Raw genomic sequence first — 19529 nt, forward strand, 5'->3', positions numbered from 1 at the left:
AATAAATTGTTTACTTTTGAGTAACCAATTTATTCTGACCAATGGATTTAAATGAACTTTTAGGAAGATTTCTGCTGTTGTTTTTCTCAATTTTGGTTTTGTATTTTTTCTCCAACAGAAAAGATAATGCAACCATAAATCCATTAATGGTAATTGTCGGACTTTGTACTTTTTCGCTCTGCTACCTTTTTACTAAAATTGAAATTGGCGTTGGAATCGGATTTGGTTTATTTGCCATTTTTTCCATACTTCGATTTAGAACACAATCCTTTACGGTAAATGCTATAATCTTTCTTTTTGCGACGATTACGCTGTCAATTTTAGATATTATGTATCCGTTTGAAAAGATCGAACTTTTACTGTTTTTTCAAATAATCATCATCGGATTTTATATTATAGCTTCGATTATCGTCAATAAAAAAGCTTCAAAATATCTAAATACAGTTGATGTCAAAATTCCGCTTGACGAGAAGTTTTCTTTAAATCAGGAATTTATTAGAAAATCAATTCAGGAAAAAATTAGAATTGAAGAATTTGATTTTAGAATTGTTTTAATCAATACCGCTGCAAACGAAATAGATGTTTTGGTTTTCTATTAATCATTAAACGGACGAACCTGTTTTATATATAATTCTCTTCTTTCGCCAACAATTTTAAACTCAATATCGACTGGATGAAATTGGTTTTTTCGCCAATAACGATACATTTTAGTTTCGATTTTTTTACTGACAGTATATAGAATGCTCATTTCTTTTCGATTCAATAAAGGCTCATTATTATTAAGGTTGGAGTTGGAAGTATAATCGATATCAAAATCGGTTTCGTCTTTTCCGTCATTAAAATGATACGCAACAAATTGTTCACAGATTTCTCCTTTTTCTGGTTTCACCACAGAGTTTTCGCCTTTTTGAATGTTAACCGTAATTCCTGGGAAATTTTTTCTGAAAATATTTTTAGTAATAATGACGCCATTTGCCAATTCGTCGGGAAAAGAACGATGCACTAAAACGCCCATAGCAATATTCTGCTGATCGATTCCAAAAAGTTCTCTTTCGTTGTAAGAAGCTTCATTCCAAACACTTGCCCAGACTTGTTTAATGGCTTTTTCGAATGTTTTGATACTATCTCCTAAAATTCCGGTTTTAGAATCGTATAATCCAGCGCCGTTAAAATCATCCAAATCTTCTGCATTTGTAGAAGATCTAAATCTGAAATTTTTGAAATGTGCATCTTTAAAAGCGGCATTTAGTTTTGAAAGTAATTCAGGATCTACTGGCTCTTTTTTAATAGCATCTCTAATTTTTTTCAATTGCTTATTAATCCAAACAGTCGAATCTTTATGTGGATATGCTAAAAGTTCTGTAATTAATGGCGAAATTGAAGCTTTCTGAATGTGTTTGGTATAAAAGTAAAACGGAATCGCATGCGCATCTTCTGGAGTTTTAAACGGAATTTCTTTGGAAATCGCAATTAAATATGCCATATTTTGTGCTTTTGAACCGATGAAGTTTACACCCTTTTTAGGAATTTCAGATAAATTAACCAATTCAGTGACGCTATTGTCAATGACTAGTTTTTTATTTTTTCCAGTTGATTTTGCAGTAAGTTTTTTAGTTGTTTCTTTGATGTAAAAAGTATCAATTTCTATTTTAAATTCTACTTTTTTAGAAAGTAGTCTTTTAATATTGGCATCCTTTTCAATATCGGTATACGCCATAATCGGAATCTTTCTGTTTTTTCCCAAAAGAACCAAATGACTTAAAGGAGTCTGTAGTTCATTTACAATAATTCCTCGAACATTAGGAAGTATATCTGGCGTTCCGTCCAAAATAATAATCTCATCAGCATTTGGTTTTACGGTTTCTAATTCTTTGATTTTGTATTTTTTTAAAATCCCGATAGTACTGCCGTGAACAACTTCCTGATATTTTATTTCATTAAAAATATAATCTGATTTTACACAAGGAATTGAAAATTTCTGCTGTTGAAATCCTTCCATCATTTCTGGATTATTCAGGTAAAATTTTAAATTCTGTCCAATAAAAGTGGAGTTTTTGACTAAATTAAAAAAGCGTTCAATTAATACAATCGGCATGTGGTCTGAAGCGGCGAGTTCAAAAATCCATTTCTCCGTTCCTTTAATATGATTTAAATTTCCTAGAAGAAAATCCCTGTTCTTGTCGGTATCGCTGTAGTTTTCATTATTAAAAACATCAAGATCTTGGCTATAGCCCAAATAACCCGTTACAAAATCATAATGCAGCGGAATCAAAGTGCTGTTGAAATAATACATTTTTTGTTTTCTCAGGTCATAAATCACTTTAACTGACTCGATATTCGAAAATTTATCAGACAAAGGTTTTCCTCGAAATGCTTTGTAAGCTTCATAGTTAGGAAGAGACGAAACAAATCGCTGCGCACTTAAAGTGGTTATGGCGAACAAGAAAAATAAGCTGTAAATGTATTTTTTCATGTTATTCAATTAGAGATTAAAAGTACCTAAAAAAGTAATAAGTTTTATCTACTGCGGGATTGCTTAAAGTAATGAAAACCTTTGTGTGATTTTCTATTATTTGGCGTACCTTTGCAACCTTAAAAAATTAAACATTTCAAAATGAAACGAGTAGTTGTTGGACTTTCAGGTGGAGTAGATTCTAGTGTTGCGGCTTATTTACTGCAGCAGCAAGGGTACGAAGTTATTGGTCTTTTTATGAAAAACTGGCACGATGATTCGGTTACTATTTCTAATGAATGCCCATGGCTGGAGGACAGTAACGATGCTTTGCTTGTTGCTGAGAAACTCGGAATACCGTTTCAAACTGTTGATTTAAGCGAAGAATACAAAGAAAAAATCGTTGACTATATGTTTAACGAATACGAAAAAGGAAGAACTCCAAATCCTGACGTGCTTTGCAACCGCGAAATCAAATTTGATGTTTTTATGAAAATCGCTTTAAGTCTTGGTGCTGATTATGTAGCAACGGGACATTACTGCCAAAAAAATGAAATCGAAGTTGACGGAAAACCAGTTTATCAATTAATTGCTGGAGCCGATAATAACAAAGATCAATCTTATTTTTTATGCCAATTGTCTCAAGAACAGTTGTCAAAAGCTTTATTTCCTATTGGAGCGTTGACCAAACCAGAAGTTCGTGAAATAGCTTCTGAAATGGAATTGGTTACAGCAGAAAAGAAAGATTCTCAAGGATTATGTTTTATTGGAAAAGTGAGACTTCCAGAATTTTTACAGCAAAAGTTACAGCCAAAAGATGGTAAAATTGTTCAGATCGATAAAAATGATCCGATTTATGTTACTGAAAAACCAGCTGGAATTTCTTTAGAAGAAGAATTGAAGTTAGAATCTCAAAAGCTGCATTATCTTCCAATAATGGGAAAAGTAGTTGGGAAACATCAAGGGGCGCATTATTTCACAGTTGGGCAAAGAAAAGGCCTGAATGTAGGAGGAACGACTGATCCTTTGTTTGTAATCGCTACAGATGTTGAAACGAACACGATTTATACAGGTTTATCAAGTCAGCATCCAGGTTTATTTAAAAAAGCTCTTTTCGTTGAAAAATCCGAAGTACACTGGATTAGAGAGGATATGACATTAAAAGTTGGCGAAAAAATGGAAGTGATGGCCAGGATTCGTTACCGCCAGCCTTTGCAAAAAGCAGTTTTGCATCAATTTGAAGACGGAATGTATGTGGAATTTGAAGAACCGCAGTCTGCTATTACTGAAGGACAGTTTGCTGCTTGGTATTTAGAAAATGAATTAGTTGGTTCGGGAGTAATTTCTTAGCTTTATACCTTATTTGGGAGGAATTCCTCAAAAGGTATACTAATGAAATATAACTTTACTTTTCTTTTATTACTTTTTTCGTTTGCAGTTTTTGCACAAGAGGATGCTTGGGTTTATTTTAATGGAAAGCCAAATTCGCAGACATTCTTAGCTAATCCTTTGACGGAACTTTCTCAGAAAGCTTTAGATCGAAGAACCAATCAAAATATCGCTTTAAATATAAGTGATGCTCCTTTGGAAACTTCGTATGTAAACCAAATTAAAGCGAGTACCGGAATAACAGTTATGGCACAGTCCAAATGGCTCAATGCACTTCATATTCAAGGAACCCAAGCAAATATTACTGCATTAAAAGCATTGGCTTTTGTACAAAAAATAGAATTCGCAGATAGAACTTTAAATACTGCAGCAAAAAAAGTTTCCGAAGCTAAGACCAGCAAAACTGCTGATAAGTTAAAAACTACGATTGACTATTCTTATGGGAATTCGGCCAATCAGATTCAGATGCTGAATGGGCAGGTTTTGCATCAGCAGAATTTTACTGGAGAAGGAAAAATTATAGCCGTTTTTGATGCAGGGTTTCCAGGTGTAAACACAGCACAGCCTTTTGAAAATCTTAGAAATAACAACCGAATTCTAGGAGGTTACGATTATACTGCTCGAAATGCTAATTTTTATACAGGAGATGATCACGGAACTTTAGTGCTCTCAACAATGGGCGGTTACAAAGAAAATTCTTTGGTTGGAACAGCTCCAAATGCTTCTTATTATCTTTTTATTACAGAAATTGATGCTTTTGAAAATCCCCTGGAAGAATCACTTTGGGTAGAAGCTGCGGAGAAAGCAGATGCTTTAGGAGTAGATATTATAACGACTTCTTTAGGATATTTTGGTGAACGTACCGAACCTAGGTATAATCATACTTACAGCGATATGAATGGGGTTACCAATTTTATATCACGTGGTGCAGAAATAGCTTTTGCTAAAGGAATTTTAGTTTTAGCTTCCGCAGGAAATGAAGGAACTAGGGTTGAAAAACATATTGGTTCTCCAGCAGATGCGGTTTCTGTTTTAGCAATTGGCTCGGTTACAGCTGCTAAATCAAGATCTATTTTTAGTTCAATTGGACCAAGTTTCGATGGGAGAATAAAACCAGATATTATGGCACAGGGAACGGCTTCTGTGGTTTCTGATGCAAACGGAAATATCGGAACCGCAAATGGAACTTCTTTTTCTTGTCCAATAATGGCAGGAATGGCAGCATCTTTATGGCAGGCTTTTCCATCTAAAACCAACAAAGAAATCAGGCAGATGATTTTGGCTTCTTCTGACAGATTTACAAATCCAGATAATAATTACGGTTATGGAATTCCCAATTTCGGCGCGACTTTAAGCGTGGATAATTTTATTGCAGAAGCTTCTTTTGCTGTATATCCAAATCCTGTTAAAAACGAAGTTGTTTTCTCATTTTTAAATGAAAGCAATACCGCTTTAGTAACCATTTATTCTGTTTTGGGTCAGAAATTAATAGAGGAAAAAATCAATAATTCAATCCCGGTTCTTTCTTTGCAGTCTTTACAAAGCGGACTCTATTTTTATAGTTTTGATGCTGCTAATCTGCATAAAACAGGAAAGCTAATCAAGCAATAATTTTTCTTAATGAATAAAATCACACAACTTTTTAATATAAAATATCCAATTGTTCAAGGCGGAATGATTTGGAACAGCGGTTATAAACTAGCATCTGCGGTAAGTAATGCTGGAGGTTTAGGACTTATTGGCGCCGGCTCGATGTATCCGGAAGTTTTAAGAGAACATATTCAGAAATGTAAAAAAGCTACAGATAAACCTTTTGGTGTCAATATTCCGATGTTATATCCTAACATTGAAGAAATCATGAATATTGTTGTAGAAGAAGGCGTGAAAATCGTTTTTACTTCTGCGGGAAATCCTAAAACCTGGACTTCGTTTTTAAAAGAAAAAGGAATAACGGTTGTACATGTTGTGAGCAGCAGTGTTTTTGCCTTAAAAGCACAAGAAGCTGGTGTAGATGCCATTGTAGCTGAGGGTTTTGAAGCTGGCGGACACAACGGGAGGGAAGAAACCACTACGTTGACTTTGGTTCCGATGGTGAAAGAAAAAATCAAAATTCCATTAATTGCTGCCGGCGGTATTGCAACTGGAAGAGGAATGCTTGCAGCGATGATTTTAGGTGCTGACGGTGTTCAAGTTGGAAGCCGTTTTGCTGCTTCTGTAGAATCTTCTGCACACAATAATTTTAAACAAACGATAGTTAATACTAAAGAAGGTGATACACAATTGACTTTGAAAGAATTAGCTCCAGTTCGATTGATGAAAAATAAATTTTATCAAGACATTCAGGAACTATATCAAAAAGGTCCTTCTAAAGAAGAATTAGTTCAGCTTTTAGGGCGCGCAAGAGCGAAAAAAGGCATGTTTGAAGGAGATTTAGAAGAAGGGGAATTAGAGATTGGACAAGTTGCAGGACTTATACATGAAATTCTGCCAGTTCAAGAAATTATTCAACAAATGATTTCAGAATTTGAAATCGCCTGCAAAGAAAAGACTACATTTGAGTTTTAATTATCCGCAAGAAATATTTATGAATTCGTTACGCACCTTTATATTTTTCCTTTTTTTAGCTTTTGGTTTTCAACAGGCACAAAGTCAGTCTTATCAATTTAAGACGTCTGGTTTTAGTGTTTTACAAAAAAACGAAAGAGGGAAATGGGGGCAGTGGTCTAACTTGGATTTAGTAAACCTTTCGGTGGTTTTAGATACTAATAAACATAGAATTGTTGTGTATTCGCAGGAAATTCAGCTTTTTAGTATTTTAGATTATATCGAACGCGAAGAAAATGATACTGATATTGTGTATTCTTTTCTTTGCAAAGACAATGATGGTCGAGAATGTAAACTCTCGATTATAACACGCAAAAAACAAGATTTTCGTAAACAGCTTTATATTAATTATGACGATCATATTATCGTTTATAATATTTTTACGGTGTAATCTGAGATGAAAAAACTGGACAAAGATGTAATAAGTAAATTATTGGAAGCAATGGATACTTATAAAAGCATTGCCGAAAAATTAATTGATAAGTTAATAACTGAAACTGATCAGCCTGAAAAAGAAAAAATAGCAGAGGGAAATTACTATGAAATTGAAAATGCAGATTTATTAAACGGAAACCAATATCTTACTGATAATTGGTTTTTTGATGTGCATGGCGAGCATTGTATGTTTGAAAATAGGATAACAGGACAAATTTTAGAGGTTAGTTTAGGTGATATAAAAAGTGTTGGAAATATTGATCCTTACTTTTTTTATAAGTTTCTTGAAACAACAAAACATCTTTGCTATTTAACTGAATATTTTGAAAAACCATTTGACGATACTTTGTTATTTCTTAGAGAATTAGAAAAACAAAAAAAAGTCGTTCATGTTTATAGAGTTGAATTTAGGAAAATATAAAATGACTTTTTAATCATTATAAGAATCTCAGAATCTTAGCTCCTCAGAACATTTTCTACAAAACATCTATATCCTTAATAAACTCATCATATTCTAAATAGAACATTTCCAGCGCATGCATTTTTTCATTAAAGAAATCAAAAATAACATCCCAGTTATTTCGGTTGCTAAAACCTACTCCTAATTTTTCAACCCAGATTCTGCTGATGGTTTTACCGCTTTCTAGAGTATAATCTTTTTCAAAAACCAAATCTTTAATAAATTCTTCTTCCAGAATATTTTTTAAAGCTTCAATTTTTTCAAAATAAGCAGTACGTTTTTCATCGCTTCTGTGTTCAATGTCAATTAAAACCTGAGCTTTTTTATTGTCAACAAAAAATTTAAAAGAAAAATCTTTGATCTTCGTGTCATAAAGTACCCATTTACGCGGATATTTTTCGGCAAAAGCTACCCAAAATTCTCTTTTAATTCGTTGTGATTCTTCTCTGCTGTACATTTTTTAGGCTTTAATTTTAGAAAACTTGTAACACTGCGTTTTCTAGAGTATATTTATGTTTTTATTTAAAAGTACAAAAATAAGCTTTGATTATGAATTTTCAAGACTTTTTGAAATATGTTCCCAATATTATTCCAGTTAAACTGCCAGCAGTAGAATCACATTTAAAAATGGCGCCGAAAGAACGCATAGAGGGATTAAAGAATCTTGATATTGATGCTTTAAATGCTAGAATGGCAGGAGTAATGATGCTTTTTTATCCAAAAGACGAAAAAACACATTTAGTTTTAATTGTACGAAATGCTTACGACGGCGTTCATTCTGCTCAGATTGCATTTCCAGGAGGAAAATACGAAAAGGAAGATTTGGATTTCGAAACTACTGCACTTCGAGAAACACAGGAAGAAGTTGGAGTAACCAGCGAAAAGATTGAAGTAATTAAGCATTTTACTCCAATGTACATTCCGCCAAGTAATTTTTTGGTACATCCGTTTTTAGGAATCGCAAAAGAAGAACTTTCATTTTATCCAGATATAAGAGAAGTTGCCAGTATTATTGAGCTGCCTTTGTCTGTTTTTTTAAATGACGAAATAATTATCGAAGCCAGATTATCAACTTCTTACGGTGCCAATATTTTAGTACCCGCCTTTAATATTCAAAATCATGTAGTTTGGGGTGCGACCGCAATGATTTTGAGCGAATTGAGAGACGTTTTGAAAATAAGTTTCGAACAGGAAATTTAAAAATATTTATTTAACAATTTGATATTCATTTTAATAGATGTAATTGTAGAAATTGTTTTAAAGTATTGCTAAAAGAATAATTTTTGTATGTTTGCGACCGAACAAAAAATAATACAAATTAGTTATGGGATTGTTTAAACGAAATCCTTTTGGACATATATTATTCATCAAGAAATGGTTAATCCGAATTTTGGGAGCCATGACGCATAGAAGATATAGAGGTTTTAACGATTTGCAGATTGAAGGATCTGAAATTATTAAAACACTCCCAGATTCTAATGTTTTATTTATATCCAATCATCAAACGTATTTTGCAGACGTTGTAGCAATGTTTCATGTGTTTAACGCAAGTTTAAGCGGACGTCAAGATACTATTAAGAATATTGGATATTTGTGGCAGCCTAAAATGAATTTGTATTATGTGGCCGCAAAGGAGACAATGCAGGCTGGTTTACTGCCAAGAATTTTGGCTTATGTTGGAGCAATTACCGTAGAAAGAACCTGGCGTGCAAAAGGCGTTGATGTTGCAGAAAAACGTGATGTAAACCCGAATGACACCGAAAATATTAGAATAGCCCTTGAAGATGGCTGGGTAATTACTTTTCCACAAGGAACTACAAAATCTTTCAAACCCGTTCGTAAAGGTACTGCACATATCATTAAACAGCATAAACCAATCGTAATTCCAATTGTTATTGATGGTTTTCGCCGTTCGTTTGATAAAAAAGGTCTTCGAATGAAGAAAAAAGGAATTCTGCAGTCTTTTATTATCAAAGAACCTCTTGATATTGATTATGAAAATGATACCATCGAACAAATCGTAGAAAAAGTAGAATACGCAATCGAACAGCATCCATCATTCTTAAAAGTTATTCCTGCTGAAGAAATCAAAGCGCAGGAAGAACTTAATAAATTAAGACAATGGGAGTATTAATTTTAGATTTCTGATTTTAGATTTTAGATTTGTGATTTGTGATTTTAGATTTGTGATTTTGTTTCAGGTTTCAGGTTGAGCAAAGAAACCTTAGAAGCTTAGAAACTTAAAAATCAATCTTCTTCAATTCCTTATAATTCGCATATAACCTTCTTAGAAGAGTTCCGTAGATGATTCTGTAGAAGCACCAGAATAAACCGAAGAAGCCCAGAATTACCAGAAACAAAATACCGATAGTAACAAACATTGCTTTTCCGTTTAAGGCTAATTTATCTCTCAGGAATTCCATGTCTGGATTGTAAACAAAAGCAATAAAGAAGCTTAAAATAGCGGTTATTACAATCATTCCTAAATTATACCACACATAATACTGAACTGTTTTTCTTGTCTTTAAAATAGCGCTCATTAATGATTTTGTGGCTACAGTTGTAGATATTGTTTTGTAATTTTTATAGAAAATGTACACAAAAATTAGAACTACAACATAATTAAAGTATGTTAAAAACTCTAAAGCCATAACAATTTCAGGATGATTAATTTTTCTTAAAACTTCATCCGTATTAATAAATAAGTTTGAAAAAGTCCAAAACGAAATTTCCAAAATACTGATAATCAAAATCCATTTTACAATTGAAGACGATTTTTTGTGAATCATCTTATAGATTTCAGTTTCAGAAATTTGTTGAAAAGAACCCGAGTTCTTCTGCCAGTCTTTTTTTAATAAATCCAGTTCTTTCATAATTATTTTTAAGGATTTAGTATTTTTTTAAGTTTCCCTTTAATTCTGTTCATTTTCACGCGCGCATTCACTTCGCTGATCCCTAAGGTTTCAGCTATTTCTTGATAATCTTTGTCTTCTAAATACATAAAAACTAATGCTTTTTCGATGTCATTAAGCTGATAAACCGCTTTGTACATCAATTTTATTTGTTCTTCTTCTTCGTAATTGTAGTCAACATCTTTTACAAAATGCTGGTGGTTTTCATAATCTACGGTAGAAATAGTTCTTTTGGTTTTGCGGTATAAGGTAATTGCCGTGTTTAAAGCCACACGATACGTCCAAGTTGAGAATTTACTGTCGCCTCTAAATTTTGGATAAGCCTTCCAAAGCTGAATGGTAATTTCCTGAAACAAATCCTTATGAGCGTCTTCGCCGGCAGTATATAATCTACAAATCTTGTGGATTATATTCTGATTTTCCTGCAATTGCGCAACAAATGATTGTTCTAGGTTTTCGGTCATAATTGATTAGTAGTATTGAAAGCAATTTTGTTACAGTTGAATCAAAGTTTTCTGGTTTTATAATAATTAATCGCCAAGTCAATAAATTTACTGTAACTATCCATACCGTCTTTTTGGTTGTTTGATTTTAAGAAATTATCATACAGAAAATAAAATCCTTCATCCAGAAAAGTATCATATTTTTTATGGAAATCCTGAGTTTCCTTATAGTTTTTTAAGATGCCGACATTAACCGATTTCTTTAATTGATTAAAAACTTTTTCATCTTTAAACTTCCAAATTGACAGGCAATAATGCAATGCGAAACTATATCCTGCATATTGATAGTAAAGATTATCATTTTTAACAGAAGCTAGAAAACCAATAAAATTACATTCATTTTCACTGGCATAACCAATTTGATGAGCCATTTCGTGAGCCGTAGTCTGCGGAAAAGTATACATTGGCAGTAAATAGTTTATCTGAGCCTCGTTAGTAAACGGATTTAAATAGCCGCCGAAACCCATATAAGTCAAAGGCGTGCTGAATAATGATTTCTTAACGCTTAGAATTTCATATTTAAAATAAGGATGTTCTTTTGCTAAATTGTCATAACCATTTAAAATCATCGGGAAAGATTCTTTTTGAGAGTAGGGGAAAACAATTTTCGCCGTATCACTTTTAGTAATCGCAAACTGAATTTCGTTAGTTTTTGTTACTAATTTTTTTGTAAAAGCTAAAAACTCTGCATCGCTATATTCCCGTTCAATATTCATTTTCTGAAATAAAGGTTCACGATAATAATTGAATGCCCACAATAGGTGAAAGAAAAAGTAAAAAACAGAGATTTTGCCCAAAATCGTTAAAAGGTGATCTTTCCAATCTGTTCTCCATGTTTTTCTAATTTTCCAAAACCAGATTATTGCGGACAAAATTAAAACTGCATAAATACAATCGCCCACTGAAAAGGGAATTTTACCTAAAAGTATTCTTGAAAAGTGTGAAATTCTAACAAATAAATTGTTGCTGTAAAAGCCTTCTATATAGTCTGGAAAGAATGGAAGGATTCTTAAAAAGATAATTTGAATTAAAAGAAATAGAGGTAAAATATATTTTCGTTTCACAGTTTTACGTTTTGTATAAAAATAATAATTAAATAGAAATTGAGTTTGTTTTTATTAGAAATTATTATTTCCACAAGCATAAAAGCAAAAAATAACTTTAAATGTTTTTTTTTTTAAACATGTGTCGTTAGGTACAATTGATTGGTAGAAAATTTATGCAAATTGAATTCAAGCGTTGCGATGGGAACGGCTGATTTGTTTTGGTTTATAACATTACCAACGAGATGCCACTATGTGGCATGAACGACGATAAGTTCTTAATAATTAATATACTTTTTTTTTAGCTGTTTTAATAAGTGCTAATTCGTAAAAATTGTAACGAAAAAAGCATTTAAACTTTGTAACTTTGAAGCTCTTAATTGTTAAACATCAAACAAAATATAATGAGTCAAGAAGTAAGAAATCTGGAGCCAAAAGCACTTTGGAATAAATTCGCAGATTTAAATGCTGTTCCTCGTCCTTCAAAAAAAGAAGAGCGTGTAATTGAGTTTATGAAAAACTTTGGAAACAGCTTAGGTCTAGAAACTTTTGAAGATGAAATTCGAAATGTAATTATCAGAAAACCAGCTACTCCAGGAATGGAAAATCGTAAAGCTATTGTAATGCAGGGGCATTTGGATATGGTGCACCAAAAAAATGCAGATACAGTCTTTGATTTCGATACACAGGGAATTGACATGTATATTGATGGTGACTGGGTTCGCGCTCGTGGTACAACTCTTGGTGCTGACAACGGATTAGGAGTAGCAACTATTATGGCAATTTTAGAAAGCAAAGATATTCCGCATCCAGCAATCGAAGCTTTGTTTACAATTGATGAAGAAACAGGAATGACAGGTGCTTTAAACCTAAAAGGAGGCATTTTACAAGGTCAGATTTTGTTGAATTTGGATACTGAGGAAGATGATGAAATTGATATTGGATGTGCGGGCGGAATTGACGTTACAGCTACAAGAACCTATCATGAAGAAGAAGTTCCAGAAAGTTCAGTAGGTTACACCATTACGGTAAAAGGCTTAAATGGTGGACATTCAGGAATGGATATTCATAAAGGTTTAGGAAACGCCAATAAAATAATGAACCGTTTATTGTTTGACGCATTTGAAAACTTTGGTTTACAAATCGTGGAAGTAAATGGAGGAAGTCTTCGAAATGCAATTCCGAGAGAAAGCGTTGCTAAAGTAATAATTTCTCAAATGTTTGATGAAGCATATGTGTATGATATGCAGGAAATTATTGCTGATATCAAAGCAGAATATAAAACAACTGAACCAAACTTAACTATTGAAATCGTAAAAGGCGATTTACCTGAAAAAGTAATGGATTTAGGTGTTCAGGAAGGAATTATCAGAGCAATTTACGCAGCGCAAAATGGTGTTTACAGAATGAGTGCTGATATGGCTGATTTGGTTGAAACTTCGAATAATATAGCAAGAGTAATCATTAAAGATGGTGAAATTTTGGTTGGATGTTTGACACGTTCTTCTGTAGAATCTTCAAAATTTGATTTGGCTAATTCGCTGCGTTCTGCATTTGAATTGGTTGGATGTGAAGTTGAGCTTTCTGGTTCTTATCCAGGATGGACACCAAATGTAAACTCTGAAATATTAGAAGTTTTAAAAGAAATCTACGAAAAACAAAATGGAGAAAAGCCAAAAGTAGTGGCTTGTCACGCTGGTTTAGAATGTGGAATTTTAGGAACAAATTACCCAGAAATGGATATGATTTCTTTCGGTCCAACTATTCACGGCGCGCATTCACCAGATGAAAGAGCAAGTATTTCTTCAGCTCAGAAATATTGGAAATTTGTATTAGAAATTCTTTCGAATATTCCAGTTAAATAGTTTTTAGTTTTCAGTCGTAGTCTCAGTATTCAGTTTCAAAGAACTGTAAACTGAGACTGTAAACTGAGACTGAAATTAATCTCTCTTAGGAGTATTTTTCTTCTCTCTTTTTTCTTCTTTCTTTTCCTTAGCCGTTTTTAACGGTTCTTTTTTTGCTGTTTTTTTAGCATCTTGACCCTTTGCCATAATTTATTGATTTTGATGATGTTTCAGTAAATGTAAAGCTTTTAAAAATTTAAACGTCAAAAAAAATCCCCAATTTTAAAATTGAGGATTTAAATATTTTCCTTATGAAGGACATTCTTAGTTACGTTTTAATACTTTATATTGTTCGTAACAGGCGCTGATGGCATCCATAATTTGAAGATCGTTTGCTGATTGAATAAAGGAATCAGAATAGTTGCATCGATGCATAATTTCAGGAATTTCATCTTTACTTATGCCTAATAGCACAGCAACTGTTTCACGGTCGTATTTCGATTCTAGAAGAGTTCTAACTGTGTCATCTTTCTTCATTTCTTTTAGTTTCTTGAGTTCTTTACCATTTTTTCCGAAGAAATTATAAAGCATATCTGCGGGGTTAAAAATCGACCCTAAAACTTTACCAAATGCATTTGGAGCGTATTCTCCAGCCTCATAACCTTGTGTAAGACCAGAAATACTGTAACGATAGTTTTCTTTTGTAGGAATCAATTTAGAATCAATTTCAAGATATCCTGTTAAAGTAAAAGGAGCAATAATAACTTCTTCCAAAGCAATTGCCTTTTCAGTAAGCTGAATGCGGGTTACTTTATTTTTTATCCAGTCATTTGTTACCCTGATTCTTAGGGATTGAAAACCTAGAATAGAAAAATGAAGCGTATCATTGACTTGAACATCAATTTCAAAATACCCTTTTTCATCAGATTTTGCACCACGCACTTTATTAGTGTTGATAACGTTTACGCCGGCAAGCGGTTGTTTGCTGTTGTCGTTAATAATGTAACCTGAAACTCTTTGAGGAACACTCGGCTGCGTTTCTTGCGCGAAACCAATGTTAGCTAGAAGAATAAAAAAGAAAACTGCGAAATATTTCATATCCTGATTTAAAGCTCTAAAAGTAGTAAATCGGGATTAAATATTTCGCAGTCTTGGAATTTAATTATAAGAAAATTAACAAAGGAAGCTGTCTCGCTTTACTAATTACAAAACTCATTGCTAGAGCGTAAGATTCTTTATATAAAAAAATCCCAAATTCCAATTATGTCTGGAATTTGGGATTTTGTATTTTAAGATCTTAAATTATTAATCTCTTCTAGTTCTTCTTGGTCTTGGGCTGTCGCCAAAGTTTTCTGAACGCCTTGGAGCTCTGTCAGAACCACCTTCGCTTCTTGGAGCAGAACTTCTAAAACCACCTTCTCTTTTTGGAGCAGATGAATTTCTGTCGCTTCTAAATCCTCCTTCGCGTGAACCTCCGTCTCTTGAAGAATTTCTATCGCTTCTAAATCCGCCTCCAGAACCTTCACGTCTTGGAGCAAAGCTTCCTTCTCTTCTTGGTCCAGAGCTGCGTCCGCCGCCACCTCCACGATTGTTGTGGTCACGTCTTCCGCCTCCGTCATTTTTAGAGATCTCAACATTAATACGACGACCTTCTAATTGAACGTTGTTTAAAACATCCATTACTTTGTCTGTAAATTGAGGATCAGTGTTAAAGAAAGAGAATCCTTCTTTTACATCAACTTTAAAGATATCATCGCGACCTAAGTCTAATGTTTCTTTTAAGTAATCTTTTAATGACATCCAGTCGAAATTATCTCTAGAACCGATGTTTACAAAATAACGAACAGCTCCGTTATTATTGAATTCTCTTGGTTCAGAATCGCTTCTTTCACGTCTTTCTCCAGATTGAGCAGAGATATCTCTGTTCTTTTTGTAGTACGTAATGAAACGGTTAAATTCTACTGAAACCATTTTCTTGATCAATTCTTCTTTAGTTAAATCTTCAAGAACATTGTTAATAGCTGGTAAATAGTTGTCAATTTCGTGATCAACTTCAGTATCTTTAATTTTATTTGCTAAGTGCAATAATTGAATTTCGCAGATTTCAATTCCAGATGGAATAGTTTTTTCTTCAAACTTTTGTTTGATGATTCTTTCGATAGAAGAAATTTTACGTAACTCACTTTTTGTAACAATTACAATAGAAGTTCCTAATTTTCCAGCTCTACCAGTACGTCCAGAACGGTGGTTGTAAGTTTCAATTTCATCAGGTAATTGATAATTAACAACGTGAGTAATGTTGTCAACGTCAATACCACGCGCAGCAACGTCAGTAGCAACAAGCATCTGAATTTGTCTTCCGCGGAAAGATTTCATTACCCCGTCACGCTGTGCCTGAGATAAATCTCCGTGTAATGCAGCAGCACTGTATCCGTCTTCGATTAATTTTTCAGCAATAGCTTGTGTGTCTCTTTTTGTACGACAGAAAACTACAGAGAAAATATCTGGGTTAGCATCTGCTAAACGTTTTAGTGCTTCATAACGATCACGAGCATTTACTAAGTAAAATTCGTGAGAAACTGTTGCAGAACCTGAGTTCTTAGCTCCAACAGTAATTTCAACTGGTTCGCTCATGAATTGCTTTGCAATTCTGGCAACCTCTTGCGGCATTGTTGCAGAGAACAACCATGTGTTTTTTTCGTCTGGAGTGTCAGATAATATAGATACGATATCTTCATAAAATCCCATGTTCAACATTTCGTCAGCCTCATCAAGAATACAGTAATCTATATTTTTAATGTTAACCAAACCTCTGTTGATCATGTCTTGCATTCTCCCTGGAGTAGCCACAATAATTTGTGCTCCTCTTTTAATGTCTCTAGCTTGCTCTGTAATACTAGCCCCGCCGTAAACTGCTACCACATTAATACCTTTCTCGTATTTTGAGTAGTTTTTAAGTTCGTTGGTAATCTGTAAACAAAGTTCTCGTGTTGGCGATAAAACTAATGCTTGTGTATTTCTGTTGTCAGCATCAATTTTTTGAATTAGCGGAAAACCGAAAGCTGCCGTTTTCCCTGTCCCTGTCTGAGCCAACGCAACCATATCCGTGTCTTTTTCCAATAATAGGGGAATCGCCTTTTCCTGTACCTCTGACGGATTTTCAAATCCTAGATCTAAAATCGCCTTCAGTAACGATTCATTTAATCCTAATTGTTCAAATTTATTCATATGTGTTTTTAAAATAGGGTGCAAAATTACTGTTAATTATTCAGATAAACTAATGGTATTTCAAGAATTATGTATTTGTTATGATTTGATTATCAAAAAGTTACAGTTTTATTAAAAACCTTCCTTTTTAAAATTGGCTGAAATCACTAAAAAACACGTCTTAAAATGTAAAATTTAACTATTAAAATGTTGTATTTGAAACAATTATTTTGCGGCACTCAGGAAATCAATTAGTTGCTGAACTGCTTTTCCGCGGTGGCCTATTTTATTTTTTACTTCTAATGGCAATTGGGCAAAGGTCTCGTCGAAATTTTCTGGTTTAAAAATCGGATCATATCCAAAACCATTCGTTCCCATTTTTTCATCAGTGATATTTCCTTTTGCAATTCCGGTAAATAAATATTGTTTTCCTTCAAGATTTAAAGTAATAACGGTCTTGAACTGGGCGCTGCGATTTTCTTTGTCTCTTAGTTCTCCTAAAAGCTTATTCATGTTATCATCTGCATTTTTTTGCTCGCCTGCATATCGTGCAGAATAAACACCTGGTTCGCCATTTAAAGCATTAACTTCTAGTCCTGTATCATCTGCAAAACAATCATAACCATATTTTTGAGTGACATAATCGGCTTTTAAAATCGCATTTCCTTCAATAGTATCAGCTGTTTCAGGAATTTCTTCGAAGCAGTTAATATCTTCTAAACTTAAAATTTTAATGCTTTCTGGAAGCATACTTTGTATTTCTGCAATTTTATTTTTGTTGTTTGAGGCGAAAACGAGTTTCATAGAATTATCTGTTTAAATGATTTCAACACAAATTTAGAATTCTTATATTTGATATGTTACCTAAAAATAAAATAAATGCAGTTATCAGTTCTTTATAAAAAAATAATGCCTTTTGTAAAGCCGTACAAAAAAATGGTAATTGCTACTTTACTGCTCACATTTGTAGGTTCATTTGCCGCGCAGGTAAATGCTTTGATCTTAAAATATACTGTTGATACCATAAATAATTTGATGGTCGCGCACGAGCCGTTATCTAAAGGTTTTCATTTACTAGGAATTATAAGTATTGTGCTTTTAACGAAGGAATTGGTTAATTCTGTTGTGCAGTTTGGACAAAAATTCTACGGAGAAAAACTGCGTATCTTTATAACCCGTGATATTTCTCAAACTATAGTCGAAAAAATCCTGAGTTATAGAATGGAATTTTATACTTCTGATGAAAATGAAAGCGGTAAACTGCAAACCAGAATTGATCTCGGAATTAGCAGTTTGACTAGATTAGTACAGAATTTTTTCATTGATATTCTGCCTTTATTTGCCAATGCTTTTGTGGCTTTAGTGATTATGTTTTATGCCAATGTATATGTGGGTTTGGTAAGTTTATGCATTATTCCCATTTATTTTTATATCAGTCAATTGCAGGCAGCTAAACTAAGCGGCTTTAGAAGAAGAATGCGTAATTACCGTGAAACTAAAAACAACGGAATTATCAGTTTGATTGAATCGATAACGGTCATTAAATCCTTCGTACGGGAATCAACAGAAGCAGACCGCCACGAAAAAATTCAGTTTGAAATGACAGAAAATCAACTGGCAACCAGGAAGACCAGTTTTATTTTTGAAAGTATTAAAAGTTTTGTCGAACAGATAGGAGTGGTGATTATCATTATTTTAACCGCTTATTTTGTGCTGAATAATCAAATGACAATTGGGGCAATCATGTTTCATATTATGTTGTTTAATAATGTTTCGTCGCCAATTAGGCAGTTGCACCGTATTTATGATGAAGTAAATGATGCCTTAATTTATTCGGAAGGCTTTTTCGATATTTTAGAATCGGAACAGGAAAAAGAAACAACAGGAGATTTTATACCAGAAAAGATTATTGGTTTAATAGAAGTTAAAAATGTAGATTTTGTGTATCCAAACGGAACACAAGCGCTTTACGATATTAATTTTACGGTAAAACCAAATGAAACCTCTGCTTTAGTCGGACTCAGCGGTGCTGGGAAAAGTACTGTGATTAATTTATTGGATAAATTTTATCAGCCTTCAGGTGGTCATATTTTTTTGGATGGAGTTGATTTGGCAGACTATAATACAGACTTTCTGCGAAAAAATATCGGATTGGTACTTCAGAAAAACCATATTTTTAAAGGTACAATTGCAGAAAATATTTTATACGGAAATCCAGAAGCATCCCATTCAGAAGTTATTGAAGCGGCAAAACAAGCTTACATTCACGAACAGGTTATTAATCTTCCAAAAGGTTACGATTCAGATGCTCATTTGCTTTCTGGCGGACAGCAGCAGCGAATTGCTATCGCGAGACTTTTTCTAAAAAATCCACCAATAATTTTTCTAGACGAACCAACAGCCAGTTTAGATGCGATTGCTACAGAGCAAATTAAAAAATCCCTAGACGCCATCAAAAAAGACAGAACAGTAATTATAATTTCGCACAGTATTTCTCAAATTATTGATGCCTCCAATATTATTGTTTTGGAAAAAGGAAGATGTGTCGAAAAAGGAACACACGATGAATTATACGATAATAAAGGAACGTATTACCAAATATTTATGGCAATGGCGAACAGTTTAAATATTGATAAAATCACGCAGACATTTGATTAAGCCATGATTTTATTTCGTTTCG

General features: G+C 33.4%; 18 protein-coding genes. 10 read left to right on the top strand and 8 right to left on the bottom strand.

All coding sequences use genetic code 11. The annotated features are described in order from the left end of the window. Window positions 1-41: 41 nt before the first annotated feature. Complete coding sequence (locus BSF42_RS11235; RefSeq protein ID WP_095953188.1) at window positions 42-599, top strand: DUF4956 domain-containing protein; 558 nt, start codon at window positions 42-44, stop codon at window positions 597-599. On the opposite strand, the gene BSF42_RS11240 is transcribed toward BSF42_RS11235, so the two are convergent. Next, window positions 596-2473: a PEP/pyruvate-binding domain-containing protein gene (locus BSF42_RS11240; protein WP_095953189.1), complete on the bottom strand. Its 1878-nt coding sequence runs from the start codon at window positions 2471-2473 to the stop codon at window positions 596-598. The genes BSF42_RS11235 and BSF42_RS11240 overlap by 4 nt on opposite strands. Before the next feature lie 126 nt (window positions 2474-2599). On the opposite strand from BSF42_RS11240, the gene mnmA reads away from it, so the two are divergent. From mnmA to BSF42_RS11265, 5 genes are read left to right on the top strand one after another with little or no spacing between them, the layout of a single operon-like run. Next, a complete protein-coding gene (gene mnmA / locus BSF42_RS11245) occupies window positions 2600-3802 on the top strand; it encodes a tRNA 2-thiouridine(34) synthase MnmA (protein WP_305775235.1) in 1203 nt (400 codons plus the stop codon). Between the two features lie 42 nt (window positions 3803-3844). Then, on the top strand, window positions 3845-5452 hold the full coding sequence (locus BSF42_RS11250; protein WP_095953191.1) for a S8 family serine peptidase: 1608 nt from the start codon (window positions 3845-3847) through the stop codon (window positions 5450-5452). A 9-nt stretch (window positions 5453-5461) separates the two neighbouring features. Continuing rightward, window positions 5462-6406, top strand: coding sequence for a nitronate monooxygenase family protein (locus BSF42_RS11255; protein WP_095953192.1), 945 nt, complete (start codon window positions 5462-5464; stop codon window positions 6404-6406). A 19-nt stretch (window positions 6407-6425) separates the two neighbouring features. Beyond that, entirely contained in the window at window positions 6426-6836 is a 411-nt protein-coding gene (locus BSF42_RS11260; RefSeq protein WP_095953326.1) for a hypothetical protein, read from the top strand. 6 nt (window positions 6837-6842) lie between these two features. Continuing rightward, a complete protein-coding gene (locus BSF42_RS11265) occupies window positions 6843-7301 on the top strand; it encodes a hypothetical protein (protein ID WP_095953193.1) in 459 nt (152 codons plus the stop codon). Between the two features lie 55 nt (window positions 7302-7356). On the opposite strand, the gene BSF42_RS11270 is transcribed toward BSF42_RS11265, so the two are convergent. Next, entirely contained in the window at window positions 7357-7797 is a 441-nt protein-coding gene (locus tag BSF42_RS11270; protein WP_095953194.1) for a DUF4268 domain-containing protein, read from the bottom strand. Between the two features lie 92 nt (window positions 7798-7889). On the opposite strand from BSF42_RS11270, the gene BSF42_RS11275 reads away from it, so the two are divergent. After that, window positions 7890-8540 (top strand): CoA pyrophosphatase, encoded by a 651-nt coding sequence (locus BSF42_RS11275; RefSeq protein WP_095953195.1) that lies wholly within the window; start codon window positions 7890-7892, stop codon window positions 8538-8540. A gap of 124 nt (window positions 8541-8664) precedes the next feature. Further along, window positions 8665-9474 carry a 1-acyl-sn-glycerol-3-phosphate acyltransferase gene (locus tag BSF42_RS11280; protein ID WP_095953196.1) on the top strand — a complete coding sequence of 270 codons (810 nt, stop codon included), beginning with the start codon at window positions 8665-8667 and terminating at the stop codon, window positions 9472-9474. A gap of 106 nt (window positions 9475-9580) precedes the next feature. Here BSF42_RS11280 and BSF42_RS11285 read toward each other — a convergent pair whose 3' ends face one another. The 3 genes from BSF42_RS11285 to BSF42_RS11295 are packed head-to-tail and all read right to left on the bottom strand — an operon-like array spanning window position 9581 to window position 11819. Then, a complete protein-coding gene (locus tag BSF42_RS11285) occupies window positions 9581-10213 on the bottom strand; it encodes a hypothetical protein (RefSeq protein WP_095953197.1) in 633 nt (210 codons plus the stop codon). An 8-nt stretch (window positions 10214-10221) separates the two neighbouring features. After that, the gene (locus BSF42_RS11290) at window positions 10222-10716 is read right to left on the bottom strand and encodes an RNA polymerase sigma factor (RefSeq protein ID WP_095953198.1); all 495 of its coding nucleotides are present in this window, start codon (window positions 10714-10716) and stop codon (window positions 10222-10224) included. A 41-nt stretch (window positions 10717-10757) separates the two neighbouring features. After that, a complete protein-coding gene (locus BSF42_RS11295; protein WP_095953199.1) occupies window positions 10758-11819 on the bottom strand; it encodes a DUF3810 domain-containing protein in 1062 nt (353 codons plus the stop codon). 383 nt (window positions 11820-12202) lie between these two features. On the opposite strand from BSF42_RS11295, the gene BSF42_RS11300 reads away from it, so the two are divergent. Next, window positions 12203-13663: an aminoacyl-histidine dipeptidase gene (locus tag BSF42_RS11300; protein WP_095953200.1), complete on the top strand. Its 1461-nt coding sequence runs from the start codon at window positions 12203-12205 to the stop codon at window positions 13661-13663. A gap of 303 nt (window positions 13664-13966) precedes the next feature. Here BSF42_RS11300 and BSF42_RS11310 read toward each other — a convergent pair whose 3' ends face one another. From BSF42_RS11310 to BSF42_RS11320, 3 genes are all read right to left on the bottom strand, one after another. Next, window positions 13967-14740: a carboxypeptidase-like regulatory domain-containing protein gene (locus BSF42_RS11310; protein WP_095953202.1), complete on the bottom strand. Its 774-nt coding sequence runs from the start codon at window positions 14738-14740 to the stop codon at window positions 13967-13969. A gap of 207 nt (window positions 14741-14947) precedes the next feature. Then, window positions 14948-16870: a DEAD/DEAH box helicase gene (locus BSF42_RS11315; protein WP_095953203.1), complete on the bottom strand. Its 1923-nt coding sequence runs from the start codon at window positions 16868-16870 to the stop codon at window positions 14948-14950. 204 nt (window positions 16871-17074) lie between these two features. Then, complete coding sequence (locus tag BSF42_RS11320; protein ID WP_095953204.1) at window positions 17075-17653, bottom strand: non-canonical purine NTP diphosphatase; 579 nt, start codon at window positions 17651-17653, stop codon at window positions 17075-17077. Between the two features lie 75 nt (window positions 17654-17728). On the opposite strand from BSF42_RS11320, the gene BSF42_RS11325 reads away from it, so the two are divergent. Next, on the top strand, window positions 17729-19507 hold the full coding sequence (locus BSF42_RS11325) for an ABC transporter ATP-binding protein (protein ID WP_095953205.1): 1779 nt from the start codon (window positions 17729-17731) through the stop codon (window positions 19505-19507). Window positions 19508-19529: the final 22 nt, after the last annotated feature.

It is taken from the genome of Flavobacterium sp. ACN6 (assembly GCF_002304005.1).
Classification (GTDB): Bacteria; Bacteroidota; Bacteroidia; order Flavobacteriales; family Flavobacteriaceae; genus Flavobacterium.